The sequence below is a fragment of the Ensifer sp. EB106-03-01-XG145 genome (genome assembly GCF_058792075.1).
This window is the reverse complement of the sequence record NZ_JBYTEC010000033.1, coordinates 1-15,980: the sequence shown is the minus strand read 5'-3', so window position 1 is coordinate 15,980 and position 15,980 is coordinate 1. Positions and strand designations below refer to the sequence as shown.

General features: G+C 62.8%; 10 protein-coding genes. 7 read left to right on the top strand and 3 right to left on the bottom strand.

Going from position 1 to position 15,980, the window contains the following annotated elements; translation table 11 throughout:
• Positions 1-20: 20 nt before the first annotated feature.
• Complete coding sequence (locus AC3WWH_RS32375; RefSeq protein ID WP_058323926.1) at positions 21-1,553, bottom strand: ABC-F family ATP-binding cassette domain-containing protein; 1,533 nt, start codon at positions 1,551-1,553, stop codon at positions 21-23.
• A gap of 642 nt (positions 1,554-2,195) precedes the next feature.
• On the opposite strand from AC3WWH_RS32375, the gene AC3WWH_RS32370 reads away from it, so the two are divergent.
• The 5 genes from AC3WWH_RS32370 to AC3WWH_RS32350 all read left to right on the top strand — a co-directional run bounded on the left by AC3WWH_RS32370 (position 2,196) and on the right by AC3WWH_RS32350 (position 8,848).
• Positions 2,196-3,470 (top strand): aspartate kinase, encoded by a 1,275-nt coding sequence (locus AC3WWH_RS32370; RefSeq protein ID WP_057254802.1) that lies wholly within the window; start codon positions 2,196-2,198, stop codon positions 3,468-3,470.
• Between the two features lie 87 nt (positions 3,471-3,557).
• A complete protein-coding gene (ptsP, locus tag AC3WWH_RS32365; RefSeq protein ID WP_057254803.1) occupies positions 3,558-5,825 on the top strand; it encodes a phosphoenolpyruvate--protein phosphotransferase in 2,268 nt (755 codons plus the stop codon).
• 71 nt (positions 5,826-5,896) lie between these two features.
• On the top strand, positions 5,897-6,979 hold the full coding sequence (prfA, locus tag AC3WWH_RS32360; protein ID WP_058323927.1) for a peptide chain release factor 1: 1,083 nt from the start codon (positions 5,897-5,899) through the stop codon (positions 6,977-6,979).
• 3 nt (positions 6,980-6,982) lie between these two features.
• A complete protein-coding gene (gene prmC / locus AC3WWH_RS32355; RefSeq protein ID WP_058323928.1) occupies positions 6,983-7,852 on the top strand; it encodes a peptide chain release factor N(5)-glutamine methyltransferase in 870 nt (289 codons plus the stop codon).
• 333 nt (positions 7,853-8,185) lie between these two features.
• The gene (locus tag AC3WWH_RS32350; RefSeq protein ID WP_057254806.1) at positions 8,186-8,848 is read left to right on the top strand and encodes a DUF4167 domain-containing protein; all 663 of its coding nucleotides are present in this window, start codon (positions 8,186-8,188) and stop codon (positions 8,846-8,848) included.
• A gap of 89 nt (positions 8,849-8,937) precedes the next feature.
• Here AC3WWH_RS32350 and AC3WWH_RS32345 read toward each other — a convergent pair whose 3' ends face one another.
• Complete coding sequence (locus AC3WWH_RS32345) at positions 8,938-9,522, bottom strand: TetR/AcrR family transcriptional regulator (protein ID WP_058323929.1); 585 nt, start codon at positions 9,520-9,522, stop codon at positions 8,938-8,940.
• Positions 9,523-9,651: 129 nt separating this feature from the next.
• Here AC3WWH_RS32345 and AC3WWH_RS32340 point away from each other — a divergent pair, with 129 nt between their 5' ends.
• Both AC3WWH_RS32340 and clpB read left to right on the top strand, forming a co-directional pair.
• On the top strand, positions 9,652-10,674 hold the full coding sequence (locus AC3WWH_RS32340) for an SDR family oxidoreductase (RefSeq protein ID WP_058323930.1): 1,023 nt from the start codon (positions 9,652-9,654) through the stop codon (positions 10,672-10,674).
• Between the two features lie 270 nt (positions 10,675-10,944).
• Entirely contained in the window at positions 10,945-13,551 is a 2,607-nt protein-coding gene (gene clpB, locus AC3WWH_RS32335) for an ATP-dependent chaperone ClpB (protein ID WP_058323931.1), read from the top strand.
• 77 nt (positions 13,552-13,628) lie between these two features.
• On the opposite strand, the gene AC3WWH_RS32330 is transcribed toward clpB, so the two are convergent.
• A complete protein-coding gene (locus AC3WWH_RS32330; RefSeq protein WP_057254810.1) occupies positions 13,629-15,590 on the bottom strand; it encodes a M23 family metallopeptidase in 1,962 nt (653 codons plus the stop codon).
• Positions 15,591-15,980: the final 390 nt, after the last annotated feature.

Sequence of the window (15,980 nt, the reverse complement as noted above, 5' to 3'; positions counted from 1 at the left end):
CGGGTTCGCTTGCGCGATCGCTAGCCGAGTTCGCTCGCCGCAGCTGAGGCGAAGAAGTCTTCCGGGTCCTCGACTTCGACGAGCCGGCGCTTTTCGATCAACCAGAAGCGGTTGCCGACATTGCGCACGAAGCTGCGGTCGTGGGAGACCAGAAGGCAGCTCGTCTCGTGTTTCAGCAACTCCGCCTCGAGTGCCTCCTGGCCCTCGATGTCCAGATGGTTGGTCGGCTCGTCGAGCAGGTAGAAATTCGGCTCCTTCAGTCGCAGTACCAGCATGGCGAGGCGCGCCTTCTGGCCGCCGGAGAGTCGGCCGATTGCCTTCTCCTGCATGTCGATGCCGACACCGGTACCGACAAGGAAGGTGCGCGCCCGCTGATCGCCGAGCGAAAAGCGGCGGGAGAGGGCGGCAAGCGGCGTCTCGTCGTCCGAAAGCCCGGCAAGCGCCTGGTCGCTGTAGCCGAGCACCAGCGAAGGCGTCGCCTTCAGTGTATCTGGCGCGCGGCCGGGCTCCTCGATCGCGGCACGGATCAGGTTGACGAGCCGCGTCTTGCCGGCGCCGTTTTCGCCCAAGAGCACGATGCGATCGCCCTGGCAGATCCAGCGCTTGCCGGTGCGGAAGAGCGCCGTGCCGTCCGGCGTTTCGACCGGGACGTCGTCCAGTGTCACCAGGATCTTGGCGTGGGTGCCGCGGTTGGCGAGCCGGATCGCGCCGGCGGAGCGCTCCTGATGCGCCGGTTTCGCCGCGTCCTCCAGCCGTTCGGCTCGCTGCTTCAACTGTTTCGTCTTCACGGTCAGCAAATCGCTGCCGGAATTGATGCCGATGTTGTTGAGCTTGGCGGCCTGGCGGCGAAGCTGTTGCGCCACCTTCATGTCACGCTGATAGCGCCGCTCCTCGGAGGCGTCCACTTCATCGAGGGTAGCGCGCGCCCGCGAATAGGGGAGCGCGAAGATTGGCGATTGCTCGGGTCTGAGGAACAGCGTCCGGTTGGTGGTGGCGTCCAGGAAGGCGCGGTCGTGGCTGGCGACGAGCACCGGCACGTCGCGCGGCAGGGCGTTCAGCCAGGCTTCGAGCCGGGCGATCTTGGCGAGATCGAGGTGGTTGGTCGGCTCGTCCAGGAGCAGGGCGTCCGGATCGCTGACCCAGACGCGGGCGAGAAGCATGAGCCGCTGCCAGCCGCCGCTCAGTTCCGAGACCGCACGCTGGCGCAGCACTTCCGGCACGTCGAGCGAATCGAGCACGATGTCGACGCGCCAGCTCTCATTTTCCGCCTGGTCGGCCGGAAGGGCCGAAAGAACGGCGTCGTGGAAGGAGAGGGGCAGCAAGGCGGCCGCAACGTTCTGCTCGACATGGCCGATGGTCAGGCTGCGTGAGCGCGTGATTTCCCCGGCCGTCGGATCGAAGCTGCCTGCGATCGATTTCAGCAGGGTCGTCTTTCCGCGGCCATTCGCGGCGACGATGCCGATACGGTCACCGGCGGCGACGGAGAGGTTGAGGTTGGAAAAAAGCGGTGCGCTCAGGCTGACGCCGAGGTTGCGGATATTGATCAAGGCCATGGTCGATCTCTGGACTGCGCGAGCGACGATGAGACATCCGTGGCGGCACTTCAGGCCGGGTTTTCGGATGATTGGACCCGGAACAGCACGCATGCTGTCAACGGGCAGTCAGCTCGGTATTGGAAGACGATGCAGGCGCTTAAACCGAAACGGTTCCGCACTGCATCACTCTGGGCAGACCAGGGATAGGATCGCGATTTTCGCGAAAGGATGTCTGGTCAGCCCTGCAAACGCATCTGCAGGGCTTGGACGGGGCCACGCTGGCGGTGGTGCCGGAAAAATGTCATCACGTGCAGCCCCCCTTTCTCGAATTCAAGTTGCGAGCCACCTTTAGCATCGAGGCCGGTAATTTTCAACGTGGCATTGCGGGGTCTATCGGTACGGATATTTCCGTGAATTCCTGTCCTGGGCAATATTGTTGCGAAATGCGGGGTCGTGGTGCGCGGCGAGCCCCGAATCTGTGTCCGCGTGCCATTGCGTGCCGCCCCCTGATCCGCTAAGAGACGCCGCGACTTTCCGCTCCCCGAAGCGGTGACTGCCGATGTCCGAGAAGTCTCCCAAGCTTTTTGACCGTCGGGCGCCGGCGGGGGCTTTCCTGTCACGCGCGCCTACGCGCGCTAAATTGGGTACCGGTAGAGGCACATGGCACGCATCGTGATGAAATTCGGCGGAACCTCCGTCGCTGATTTGGACCGCATCCACAATGTCGCCCGCCATGTGAAACGCGAGGTCGATGCCGGCCACGAAGTCGCCGTCGTCGTTTCCGCCATGTCCGGCAAGACCAATGAGCTGGTCGGCTGGGTGCAGAACATGCCGAAGGCAACCGGCGCCAACTCGCCGTTCTACGACGCGCGCGAATACGATGCGATCGTTGCTTCCGGCGAACAGGTGACGTCCGGTCTGCTTTCGATCGCGCTGCAGTCGATGGGCATCAACGCCCGCTCCTGGCAGGGTTGGCAGATCCCGATCCGCACCGACAACGCCCATGGCGCTGCCCGCATCCTCGATATCGACGGCGCCGAGATCATTCGCCGCATGGGCGAGGGCCAGGTAGCTGTCGTTGCCGGCTTCCAGGGTCTCGGTCCCGATAATCGCCTCGCCACACTCGGCCGCGGCGGTTCCGACACCTCGGCCGTTGCTATCGCCGCTGCCGTCAAGGCCGACCGTTGCGACATCTATACCGACGTCGATGGCGTCTACACGACCGACCCGCGCATCGAGCCGAAGGCGCGGCGGCTGAAGAAAATCGCGTTCGAGGAAATGCTGGAAATGGCATCGCTCGGCGCCAAGGTGCTGCAGGTGCGCTCGGTCGAGCTTGCCATGGTGCACAAGGTCCGCACCTTCGTGCGGTCGTCTTTCGAAGATCCCGATGCGCCGGGCATGGGTGACCTTCTCAATCCGCCCGGTACGCTGATTTGTGATGAGGATGAGATCGTGGAACAGGAAGTCGTAACCGGCATTGCCTATGCCAAGGATGAAGCCCAGATTTCGCTGCGCCGTCTCGCCGACCGGCCGGGCGTCTCCGCCGCGATCTTCGGCCCGCTTGCTGAAGCCCATATCAACGTCGACATGATCGTTCAGAACATCTCCGAGGACGGTTCGAAGACCGACATGACCTTCACGGTTCCGTCGGGCGATGTCGACAAGGCACTGAAGGTGCTCGGCGACAACAAGGAAAAGATCGGTTACGACGTCGTCCAGTCCGAGGCCGGCCTCGTCAAGGTATCGGTCATCGGCATCGGCATGCGCAGCCATGCCGGCGTCGCCGCGTCCGCATTCCGCGCGCTTGCCGACAAGGGCATCAACATCAAGGCGATCACCACTTCCGAGATCAAGATTTCGATCCTGATCGACGGTCCCTATGCGGAATTGGCGGTTCGCACTTTGCATTCCGCTTACGGTCTCGATAAGAGTTAATCGACAGACGACCGATTTGGGATTCGCGGCGGTTTTGCCCGCGTTTCCCCTTGCCGCCGTCACCTCTATTTCGGGAGACCCCACGCGATGAGAGACCTTTCCGCAGGTCCGCGCGTTCTCCTCAAGCGGTTGCGCGAGTTGATGGCGGAACCGCTGGAGCCGCAGGAGCGCCTTGACCGTATCGTGCGCCAGATCGCGCAGAACATGGTTGCGGAAGTGTGTTCGGTCTACGTGCTGCGTTCCGACGGCGTGCTCGAACTCTACGCGACGGAAGGTCTGAACAAGGCGGCCGTCCACCTGGCGCAATTGAAGATGGGGCAGGGCCTCGTCGGCACCATCGCCGCCTCGGCGCGGCCTCTCAATCTTTCCGACGCACAGTCGCACCCGGCCTTTACCTACCTGCCGGAAACCGGTGAAGAGATCTACCATTCCTTCCTCGGCGTGCCGATCCTGCGCACGGGCCGCGCGCTTGGCGTTCTCGTCGTCCAGAACAAGGCGATGCGCAACTATCGCGAGGACGAGGTCGAGGCGCTCGAGACGACCGCCATGGTTCTCGCCGAGATGGTGGCGACCGGTGAACTCAAGAAGATCACCAAGCCGGGCCTCGAGCTCGACCTCTCGCGTCCCGTCTCGATCGAGGGCAACAGCTATGGCGAAGGCATCGGCCTTGGCTATGTCGTCCTGCACGAACCGAGGATCGTCGTCACCAACCTCCTCAACGAGGACACCGACCAGGAACTGCAGCGACTTGCCGAAGCGCTGGGGTCGCTGCGCATCTCGATCGACGACATGCTGTCGCGCCGCGAGGTGTCGATGGAGGGCGAGCATCGGGCGGTGCTCGAAACCTACCGCATGTTCGCCCATGATCGCGGCTGGGTGCGCAAGCTCGAAGAGGCGATCCGCAACGGCCTGACTGCGGAGGCGGCAGTCGAGCGCGTCCAGAGCGAAACCAAGGCGCGGATGATCCGGCTGACGGACCCTTATCTGCGCGAGCGCATGCATGATTTCGACGATCTGGCCAACCGCCTGCTGCGCCAGCTTTCCGGCTATGGCGCCAAGCTTTCGGCCAGCGACTTCCCGACCGATGCGGTGATCGTCGCGCGCGCCATGGGCGCTGCCGAACTGCTCGACTATCCGCGCGAAAACGTGCGCGGTCTGGTGCTCGAAGAGGGCGCCGTCACCAGCCACGTGGTGATCGTTGCCCGTGCCATGGGCATTCCGGTCATTGGCCAGGCGACGGGCGCGGTGGCGCTTGCGGAAAACCGCGATGCGATCATCATCGACGGCGACGATGCCAAGGTGCACTTGCGGCCGCTCGCCGACCTGCAGCGCGCCTACGAGGAAAAGGTTCGCTTCCGGGCACGGCGCCAGGCGCAGTTCCGGGCGCTGAAGGACGTCGAGCCGCTGACGAGAGACGGCAAGCGCATCACGCTGCAAATGAATGCAGGCCTGCTCGTGGACCTGCCGCATCTGAACGAGGCGGGTGCGGAAGGCATCGGCCTGTTCCGCACCGAACTTCAGTTCATGATCGCCTCGACCATGCCGAAGGCGGAAGAACAGGAAGCGTTTTACCGCAGTGTGCTGAAGCAGACGGGCGGCAAGCCCGTGACCTTCCGCACCCTCGACATCGGCGGCGACAAGGTCGTCCCCTATTTCCGCGCAGCGGAAGAGGAAAATCCGGCACTTGGCTGGCGTGCAATCCGGCTTTCGCTCGATCGCCCGGGTCTGCTGCGGACCCAGCTTCGCGCGATGCTGCGCGCGGCGGCCGGTGCCGAGCTCAAGCTGATGCTGCCGATGGTCACCGAAGTTTCCGAACTCAGGATTGCACGCGACCTGCTGCAGAAGGAAATCGAGCGGCAGTCGAAACTTGGCGAACAGTTGCCGCGCAAGCTGCAGTTCGGCGCCATGCTGGAGGTGCCGGCGCTCTTGTGGCAGCTCGACGAACTGATGATGGAAGTGGACTTCGTCTCGGTCGGCTCGAATGATCTCTTCCAGTTCGCGATGGCGGTCGATCGGGGTAATGCCCGCGTATCCGATCGTTTCGATGTGCTCGGGCGGCCGTTCCTCAGGATCCTGCGCGACATCGTGCGCGCCGGCGACCGGCACGAAACCCCGGTGACGCTCTGCGGCGAGATGGCGAGCAAGCCGCTCTCGGCCATGGCGTTGCTGGGCTTAGGTTTCCGTTCGGTTTCGATGTCGCCGACGGCCGTAGGGCCGATCAAGGCGATGCTGCTGGCGCTCGACGCGGGCAAGCTTGGTGCCGCGCTCAATGCGGCGCTGGACGACACACGCGACCAGACGTCCGTTCGCCAGATGCTGGTGGATTTCGCCGCGGAAAACGGCATTCCGGTTTAGATTGAATTGACGCGTCGCGACCCTCGTCCGGACCATGATCCGGGCGAGGGGAGATGCATTTGGAGTGAGACTTGGCAAAGCTTCCCGTTGAAAAGATGCGCGAACTGGAACGGCGGTTCGGTGAGATCGAGGCCCGCATGTCGGCCGGCCCGGCCGCGGACGTTTATGTCAAGCTCGCCTCGGAATATTCCGAACTGCAGCCGGTCGTGACGAAGATCCGCGCCTACGAGAAGGCAATGACCGAGCTCGCCGACATCGCTGCCATGCTCGCGGACAAATCGACCGACCGGGAGATGCGCGATCTCGCCGAAATGGAAAAGCCCGAGGTCGAAGCGACGATCGAGGCACTGGAGCAGGAAATCCAGATCCTGCTTCTGCCGAAGGATGCGGCCGACGAGAAGAGTGCGATCCTCGAAATTCGCGCCGGTACCGGCGGATCGGAAGCGGCGCTTTTTGCCGGCGATCTCTTCCGCATGTACGAGCGCTACGCGGCCGGCAAGGGCTGGCGCGTCGAGGTGCTTTCGGCGAGCGACGGCGAGGCCGGCGGGTTCAAGGAAATCATCGCAACAGTTTCCGGGCGCGGGGTGTTCTCGCGGCTGAAATTCGAATCCGGCGTGCACCGGGTGCAGCGTGTACCGGAAACCGAGGCGAGCGGCCGTATTCATACATCGGCGGCAACCGTCGCCGTGCTGCCTGAGGCCGAAGACATCGACATCGAGATCCGGCCCGAGGATATCCGCATCGACACCATGCGTTCGTCGGGTGCCGGCGGTCAGCACGTCAACACGACGGACTCGGCCGTGCGCATCACCCACCTTCCGACCGGTCTCGTCGTCACCAGTTCGGAAAAGTCGCAGCACCAGAACCGGGCAAAGGCGATGCAGGTCCTGCGCTCGCGCCTCTACGATATGGAGCGCCAGCGCGCCGACAGCGAACGCTCGGCCGACCGCAAGAGCCAAGTGGGCTCGGGCGACCGCTCCGAGCGCATTCGCACCTATAATTTCCCGCAGGGCCGCCTCACCGATCACCGCATCAACCTGACGCTCTACAAGCTCGATCGGATGATGATGGGCGAGATCGACGAGGTCGTCGATGCGCTGCTTGCCGACTACCAGGCGAGCCAGCTGGCGCTGCTTGGCGAACAGCGGGGCTGAGCCATGGCGGAAACGCTCGCGAGCCTCGTTGCCGAAAGCCGCGACCGCCTGCAAGCGGGCGGCATAGAGAATGCGGCGCTCGATGTGCGGCATCTGATCTCCGGCCTGCTCGACATGTCGCTGAGCGCGGTCGTGTCTCGGGGCAGGGACCCGATTTCGGATGAGGACGCTACCCGGATCCGGGTGGCGGTGGCGCGGCGACTGGCACGCGAACCGGTCTACCGTATTCTTGGTGAACGCGAATTTTTCGGCCTGCCGCTGAAACTTTCGAAGGAAACGCTGGAGCCTCGCCCGGACACCGAGACGCTCGTCGATCGGATGATCCCTTATCTGCGTGCGGTGGTAGCGCGAAAGGGCGGTTGCGCGCTTATCGATCTCGGCACCGGTACTGGGGCGATTTGTATCGCGCTGCTGTCGCAAGTTCTTGAAGCAAGGGGCACGGCTACCGATATATCCAAGGACGCACTGGCAACGGCGACGGCGAATGCAGCTGCGCTCGGTCTTGCGGATCGGTTCCGGCCGCTTCTCAGCAACTGGTACGAAAAGGTGGATGGTCGCTACGATGTGATCGTCTCAAATCCGCCGTATATCCGGTCCAGTGTCGTCCATGAGCTTGAGCCGGAGGTGAGACTTCACGACCCGGCCGCAGCGCTTGATGGCGGAGAAGACGGGCTTGATGCCTATCGCGCCATCGCTTCTCAGGCTGGTCATCATCTTGAGACAAACGGCGTGATAGGCTTGGAAATCGGTTTCGACCAGAAAGAGGCGGTGACGGCGTTGTTTAGCGCCGAAAATTTCCGTCTGCGTGAAGAGGCGAAGGATCTCGGCGGTAATGACCGCGTCCTGATCTTCGAACGCGACACAAACCGTTGAAAAAATGCTGCACTGACGCATCTTCTTTCTTGCACAGGCAAAGAAAGGGCTTGGAATCCCAGAGGAAGCGGGCTAGTTTGCCCGCGCACTGGGCAGAAGGTCATGGACCTAAGATTCGTTCCGGTATGACCTGGCCACGGGGATTGCTCTCAAGAAAGAGTTGCTAGGGTTCAACAAGTGCCTTGTGCGGGTACCTGTTAATTTGACGCCAGTCGGCGCCGAAGCCGCCATTGTGCGAGCGCAACGGCGCGTGTTCTGTCGGGCGTGAACGGATCCGGCCGGAAGACGAAACCACATGATCATCATTATCAAGAGAATTCGGGTGAATGTACTATGAGGCCAGGACAGCAAAACAAGCGCGGCCGCGGGCGGAATAACAATAGCAACAACAATAACAATGGAAATAACAACAACCACAACCGCAAGGGCTCGAACCCGCTGACGCGGACCTATGACAGCTCAGGCCCGGATGTGAAGATTCGCGGTACTGCCCAGCACATCGCCGAGAAGTACTCAGCGCTTGCGCGCGATGCACAGAGCTCCGGCGACCGCGTCATCGCGGAAAACTACCTTCAGCACGCCGAACACTACAACCGCATCATTGCTGCCGCACAGGCGCAGATGCAGGACCGGTTCCAGCGTGACGATCGTCAGGATTTCCGCGGCCACGACGGGTCAGATCAGGACCAGGACGATCTGGATCAGGGCTACAGCGACGACATGCCGACCCCGGTTGCCGCAGCTCAGGCACCTGCTCCCGAGCCGCAGCCTGTCGTCATCGACGGCACGGGCCCGCAGCCGGTGATCGAAGGCACGCCGGCGGAAGTCGCGATGGAAGAGGAAGCCCCGGCTGCCTCCGGCCGCGCCGCATCCCGCCGCCGCAACGCGCCGCGTCCACGCCGTCCGCGCCGCAGCGCACAGGAAGGTGCCGCTGACGAAGCCCAGGCTTCGGGCGATGCCGCTCCGGAAGCACCGGCGCTCGCCGCTTCCGAATAAGCGGCGGTCTATCAGCGTTGCCCATTCTCAGGGCACGACAAAAACCCGGCCTGTCACGGCCGGGTTTTTCTTTGTCTGGTCATCGGCGATCAAACGTCGACGCTGTCGACGATCAGTGCGGCAAGATTGGCGCTGGCGGCTGCCTCGTTTGTTCGGCCGCGGATCAGCTCGCGGCCGATCGCCTCGGCTGCTCCTGCGATACCGGTGCAGCGCAGGCGCAAATCGTCGGCGGGGATTTTCGCGAAGGGTCCGAGTGCCGCCTGGATCGCGGCGACATAGTCGTCGGCCTGCTGCTGCTGCGTCGCGATCATGTCCGCATTGCCGCGTAGCGCTCCTGAGATGGCCTGCCATTCCTCACCACTGTCGACGGCACAGTCGATGTAAACCGAGCTGATGATGTCGGCGACCGCATCGAGCTCCTTTGGTGCGCCCGTAAGCGCGGCCTGCAGCTTGGCAGTGTGGCGATCTTCGATTTCCTGGGAAAGCGCGATCAAAAGCCGCTCGCGCGTGCCGAAATGCTCGTAGGCGATCGGTTTGCTAACGCCGGCGCGTTCGGCGAGGTGGCCGAGCGTCAGGGCATCAGCTCCGGAGACGCGCAGGATCTCCTTGGCGGTCTCGATCAACTGGGCACGCCGTTCGGGCTTGGCCAGCTTTCGGCTTTTGGTCGGGGCCATCGATCGCAATCCTTTTTCGCGTCGGCTCGTGGCTCTTGAAAGCGGCGTTCGGCAATCTATCTACCAATAGTAACTTACTAATGGTAGTTTCGGCAATCAGCCGGACACCTTCGTTTAGGAGATAGGAAGATGTCGAGCAAGTTTCAGCCTGTTTTGATCATCGGCGGTTCCGGGGTTGTCGGATCGCAGGCGGCGAAAATCATCCGCCGGCTCCACCCCACACTGCCGATCGCCATCGGTGGCCGTGATCTCGGCAAGGCCGAGGCCGTCGCGCGCGAGGTGGGAAACGCCATCGGCGTCAGCGTCGATCTGGCGCGGCAGGATCTCGGCCTTGGCGACGAGAAGCGCTTCAGTGCGGTCGTCATTTTCCTGAAGGATGAGAAGCTGAGCTCGATGCGTTACGCCCAGCACCACGGCATCCCCTATATCAGCCTTTCCAGCGGCACCTTCGAAGTGGGGCCGGAAATGGCGCAATATATCCACGCGCCGGACAACGCGCCGATCCTGCTCGCCAGCCACTGGCTTGCCGGGGCCGCCATCTTTCCGATCCTCGAATTCGCCAAGGCCTATGAGGCGATCGACATGATCCGCATCGGGGTCCTGCTTGACGAACAGGACATGGGCGGGCCGGCAGCACTTGCCGATTACAATCGCATCACTGGTCTCGTGCCGGCGGCGTTGACCGTCACGGAGGGCAGGCTTCACTGGGCCGGCGGCGAGGATTCGAAGGCGCGCTACGTCAGCGTCGACGGTGTCGAACTCGATGCGGTCGCCTATTCACCCTTCGATGTCATGGCGCTTTCGGCTCAGACCAATGCCGCCAACATCCGGCTGGACCTTGCCTATAGCGAATCCGCGAGCCGGCGCCGCGGCGAGCCGTTTTCGACCGAGATCGTCATCGAGATGGCGGGACGGGGGAAGGATGGCCAGCCCTTCGACCGTCGCCATGAGATCGTGCACCCCGAGGGTCAGGCGCCGCTAACCGCCCTTGGCGTCGCGCTCGCCGTGGAACGCATGCTCGGCCTTGAAGGTGGCGAAGCATCGGCCCCCGGCCTCTATCTCCCGGAGGTTTTGATCGACCCCGCCTACTACGTGCGGCGCATGAAAGAGTTCGGTGCTGCATTCGCCGAACGGTCGCTGATGGCGGCTTAGCGAACCAACCGGCTTCTCGCCTCCTTGAATATAAATGCGGCCGCGCGGCAAACCGTCGGGCGGCCGCATTTTTCGGTTGCAGATTTCCGTCCAGAGACCAGCGACGGCTCTTTAATTTCCAAAATCGGTGCCCCATATTCGCTTCGGATGCGTTGATCCGGCGCAAGGCGGGGATCGCTCCACACTGACAGGCTTGCCGAATGCGGGAGCCTGATCCTGAACCACCGACGGGTGCCACGCGATGGGCCTGCCGGGTTATGGAGGTAGAGTATGAACATTGAAAAATATTCCGAGCGCGTGCGCGGTTTTCTGCAATCGGCGCAGACCTATGCGCTGGCGCAAGGACATCAGCAGTTCACGCCCGAGCATGTGCTGAAAGTGCTGCTCGACGACGATCAAGGCATGGCCGCTTCGCTGATCGAGCGCGCCGGGGGCGACGCCCGCGAAGCGCGCGCCGGCAATGATGCAGCGCTTGCCAAGCTTCCCAAAGTTTCCGGTGGCAATGGCTCCGTTTACCTGTCGCAGCCGCTCGCCCGGGTCTTTTCGAGTGCCGAAGAGGCCGCGAAGAAAGCTGGCGACAGCTTCGTCACCGTCGAACGGCTGCTGCTGGCGCTTGCGATCGAGAGCTCTGCCGCGACATCAGGCATTCTCGCCAAGGCCGGCGTGACCCCGACCAAGCTCAACCAGGTGATCAACGACATCCGCAAGGGCCGCACCGCCGATAGCGCCAATGCCGAGCAGGGCTTCGACAGTCTCAAGAAATATGCGCGCGACCTGACGGCCGATGCGCGTGAAGGCAAACTTGACCCCGTCATCGGCCGTGACGACGAGATCCGGCGCACCATCCAGGTGCTGTCGCGCCGCACCAAGAACAACCCCGTGCTGATTGGTGAGCCCGGCGTCGGCAAGACCGCGATCGCCGAGGGCCTGGCGCTCCGCATCGTCAATGGCGACGTGCCGGAAAGCCTCAAGGACAAGCAGCTGATGGCGCTCGACATGGGCGCGCTGATTGCCGGTGCGAAATATCGCGGCGAGTTCGAGGAGCGGCTGAAGGCCGTTCTCAACGAGGTGCAGGCCGAAAACGGCGAGATCATCCTGTTCATCGACGAGATGCACACGCTGGTCGGTGCCGGCAAGGCGGAAGGGGCAATGGATGCCTCCAACCTCTTGAAGCCGGCGCTTGCGCGCGGCGAGCTGCATTGCGTCGGCGCCACCACGCTTGATGAATACCGCAAGCACGTCGAGAAGGACGCGGCGCTTGCCCGCCGCTTCCAGCCTGTCATGGTCGAGGAGCCGACGGTCGAGGACACGATCTCGATCCTGCGCGGCCTGAAGGAGAAGTACGAGCAGCACCACAAGGTCCGGATCTCGGACTCGGCGCTGGTTGCCGCCGCGACGCTCTCCAACCGCTACATCACCGACCGGTTCCTGCCGGACAAGGCGATCGACCTGATGGACGAAGCGGCGTCGCGTCTGCGCATGCAGGTGGACTCCAAGCCTGAAGAGCTCGATGAGCTCGACCGGCGCATCATCCAGCTGAAGATCGAGCGCGAAGCCCTGAAGAAGGAAACCGATGCATCGTCGAAGGATCGGCTGGAGAAGCTCGAGTTCGACCTTGCTTCGCTCGAAGAGCAGGCATCGGCCCTGACGGCCCGCTGGCAGGCGGAGAAGCAGAAGCTCGGCCGGGCTGCCGATCTCAAGAAGCAGCTTGACGAAGCCCGCAACGAACTGGCGATCGTCCAGCGCAAGGGCGAGTTCCAGCGCGCCGGCGAATTGACCTACGGTGTCATTCCGAAGCTCGAGAAGGAGCTTTCCGATGCCGAAAGCCAGGAAAACGCCAATGCCAACCCGATGGTGCAGGAGGTCGTGACCCCCGACAACATCGCGCATGTCGTCTCGCGCTGGACCGGCATCCCTGTTGACAAGATGCTGGAAGGCGAACGCGACAAGTTGCTCAGGATGGAGGACGAACTGGCGAAGTGGGTCGTTGGCCAGGGCGACGCCGTGCAGGCGGTCTCCCGTGCGGTCAGGCGCTCGCGTGCCGGGCTTCAGGATCCGAACCGGCCGATCGGCTCGTTCATCTTCCTTGGGCCCACTGGCGTCGGCAAGACGGAGCTCACCAAGGCGCTTGCCCGTTTCCTCTTCGACGACGAGACCGCGCTGATGCGTATCGACATGTCGGAATACATGGAGAAGCACTCCGTGGCCCGGCTGATCGGTGCACCTCCCGGCTATGTCGGCTACGAGGAAGGCGGAGCCCTGACCGAGTCCGTCCGTCGCCGGCCCTACCAGGTCGTACTGTTCGATGAGATCGAGAAGGCGCATCCGGATGTCTTCAACGTGCTCCTGCAGGTGCTCGATGACGGTCGCCTGACCGATGGTCAGGGCCGCACCGTCGACTTCCGCAACACGATGATCATCATGACCTCGAACCTCGGGGCTGAGTATCTGGTCGGACTTGGCGAAAACGAAGACAGCGATGTCGTTCGCGACCAGGTGATGGATGTCGTCAAGTCGGCCTTCCGGCCGGAGTTCCTCAACCGCGTCGACGAGATCATCCTGTTCCACAGGCTGCGTCGCTCGGAGATGGGTGCGATCGTCGATATCCAGCTCGAAAGGCTGCGCAAGCTGCTTACCGAGCGCAAGATCACGCTGGAGCTTGAGGATGACGCTCGAGCCTTCCTTGCCGACAAGGGATACGACCCCGCCTATGGTGCACGTCCGCTGAAGCGGGCGATCCAGAAATACCTGCAGGATCCGCTCGCCGAGAAGATCCTGCAGGGCGAGTTCCCGGATGGTTCGTCCGTCAAGGTGCTTGCCGGCTCCGACCGCCTCAACTTCAAGCGCGGAGCGACGGCGGACAAGGAAGCCGCCTGACAAGGCATCAAACACAGAGGCCGCCCTTCGGGGCGGCCTTTTTTGCTTGTGCAGACTTTGGAAGAGGGGAGGGGTGCCTAGTTGCTTGCGACTTCGGCGCCATCCTTGTTCAGCAACTCGTCGATGCGATCGCGCTCCTTCTCGAACTTCGCCAGCGCGTCGCCGGAAAGCGACTTGCCGCCGGGAAGGCGGATGCGCAGTGGATCGACCTTGTTGCCGTTGACGATCAACTCGTAATGCAGGTGCGGACCGGTCGAAAGGCCCGTTGTGCCAACCCAGCCGATCACCTGGCCCTGGACGACCTTGTTGCCGACTTTGACGTTCTTGGCGATGGCGCTCTGGTGGTTGTACGACGACACGTAGCCGTTGGCGTGGCGGATCAGAGTCTGGTTGCCATAGCCGCCGGAATCCCAGCCGGCCTTTTCCACGACGCCGCTGCCGGCAGCAATGATCGGTGTTCCGCGCGGCGCGGCCCAGTCGACGCCGGTATGCATGCGCGAGAAGCCGAGGATCGGGTGGCGGCGCATGCCGAAGCCGGAGCGGAAATGGCCGTTCGGCACGGGGTTGCGCAGCAGGAACTGGCGGATGCTTTTGCCTTCGGTATCGAAGTAGTCGATCGAATTGTCTTCCGGATCCTGGAACCGGTAGAAGGCGGTGACCGCATCGCCGAATTTGGCGCGGACATAGAGAAGCTCGGATTCTTCCGTCGCCATGCCGCGTTCGTCGGTCACGGAGAAGAAGGCTTCAAGCGAGTCCGTCGGCTTCAGCTGCGCCTGGAAATCGACGTTGCTGGCGAGCAGCTTGACGACGAGGCTGACCATGTCGGCGCTCATGCCATAGGAAAGAGCGGCGCGGTAGATGCCATCATAGACGCGCGGCAGATCGTGGCTGCTGGTCATGACCGGCGCGCCGTTGTCATCGAAGGCGGTGGCGACCGCGTCGAGCTTCGGCGGTTCCGCACCCGGAACGAAGCGGCCCTTGTCGTCGACCGCCATCGTCAGCACATGGCGGTTGCGCGAATAGATGGTGGCGCGCACGATGCGGGCCTCGTCGCCCTTCTGCGCTTCGCCGTTCTGAATGATGCCGATGCGCAGAACATCGCCCTCGCTCAGTTCGTTCGCACCGAGCGCGTCGCCGATATAGCCGGCGGCGTCGTCGGCCTGCGCCTTGGCATAACCGGCATTGACCATGACGGTCGCGATGTCGGTCTGACGCCGCACCGGAATGATGTCGTCGGCGTATTCGGTGCTTTCTTCATCGATGGTCTCGTAGGCGGCATCGCTCTTGTTCTGCTCGACGATACGGGCGGTCAGGCCCTGAAGCAGGTCAAGCCCGTCGCTCTCCGACGCGAAGCGCTGCGGATCGACGTAATAGAGTGACGCGACCTGGGTGCTGCCCTCGGTCAGGACCGAACCGTTGGTGCGGACATTTTCCTCGACCTCTTCGAGCGACATCGAGCTGTCGAAGGCAACGCCACCTTTCAGCGGGAAATCGACGGTCTTCAGCGCCACTTCGGAATCGACGTTCGAGCCATAGAGCGTACCGGTGCGGGCGACCGGGGATTCCTCGTCCGCCTTGTCCGTGGAAAAGATCGCCAGCGGATCGAAGTCCGGATAGTTTTCCGAGGGCTGATGGTTGGCGGCAAGCGCCATCTTGACGTGAACGAAAGGCTGCTTGCGCACCACTTCCTTCTCGCCGTCATGGGTCATGGTGGAAACTTCCATGACGGTCTTGTCGGCCGGCTTGGCGACGAGTTTGGGCGAAAGGATGCGACCGCCGCGCACCGCGCGTGCCTGCTCGTCTCCGTTCGGCGCGCTGTCGAGCGCCGCATAGGCTTCGGCGGGGATGGCCAACTGTTGGCGCCCGTCGAGTGCTGCAAAAAGAGCAACGCCCATAAGAAGGCTTGAGGTGATGCCGGTCAGAAAGGTGCCGGAAAGCCAGCGGAGGGAGATCTCACGCCTGTCGGGCGCGCGGCGGCCATGCGCAAGGATCGGCGGCTGATCGCCGAGCGACCTGACCATGTTCTTGTCGGTGTTCATGCCGAACTGAGTGTCCCCGATTTCTCTAAACCGTATTCTTGCCTGCGATACGTTGCGCGAAGATGTGCATCTTTCGCGTAACGGAGTCAAATCGCGGGGGAGGGGAGAGGGCGGATATCCAAGAGATCCCACGCCTACCCGCGCGAAAGCATCCGCGAAGCATCGTCGTTCTCGCTTAGATCGGCGGATTGTGAAAAAGTGAGGGCCAAAATGTGTCTCCACAGGCCCGGGAGAGAGGGTAAAACTTTTTTGGGGGCTCAAAGCCCTGCGTTTCCGGCCTTTGTCAGAAATCTGTCATTTTTTTCCAAAAAGCCTGTTGACGTCTGTGAGGATGGGGGTCTATAAGCCCGATCACTGACGAGGGCGGCGGCGCTGCTGGCGACGACGACC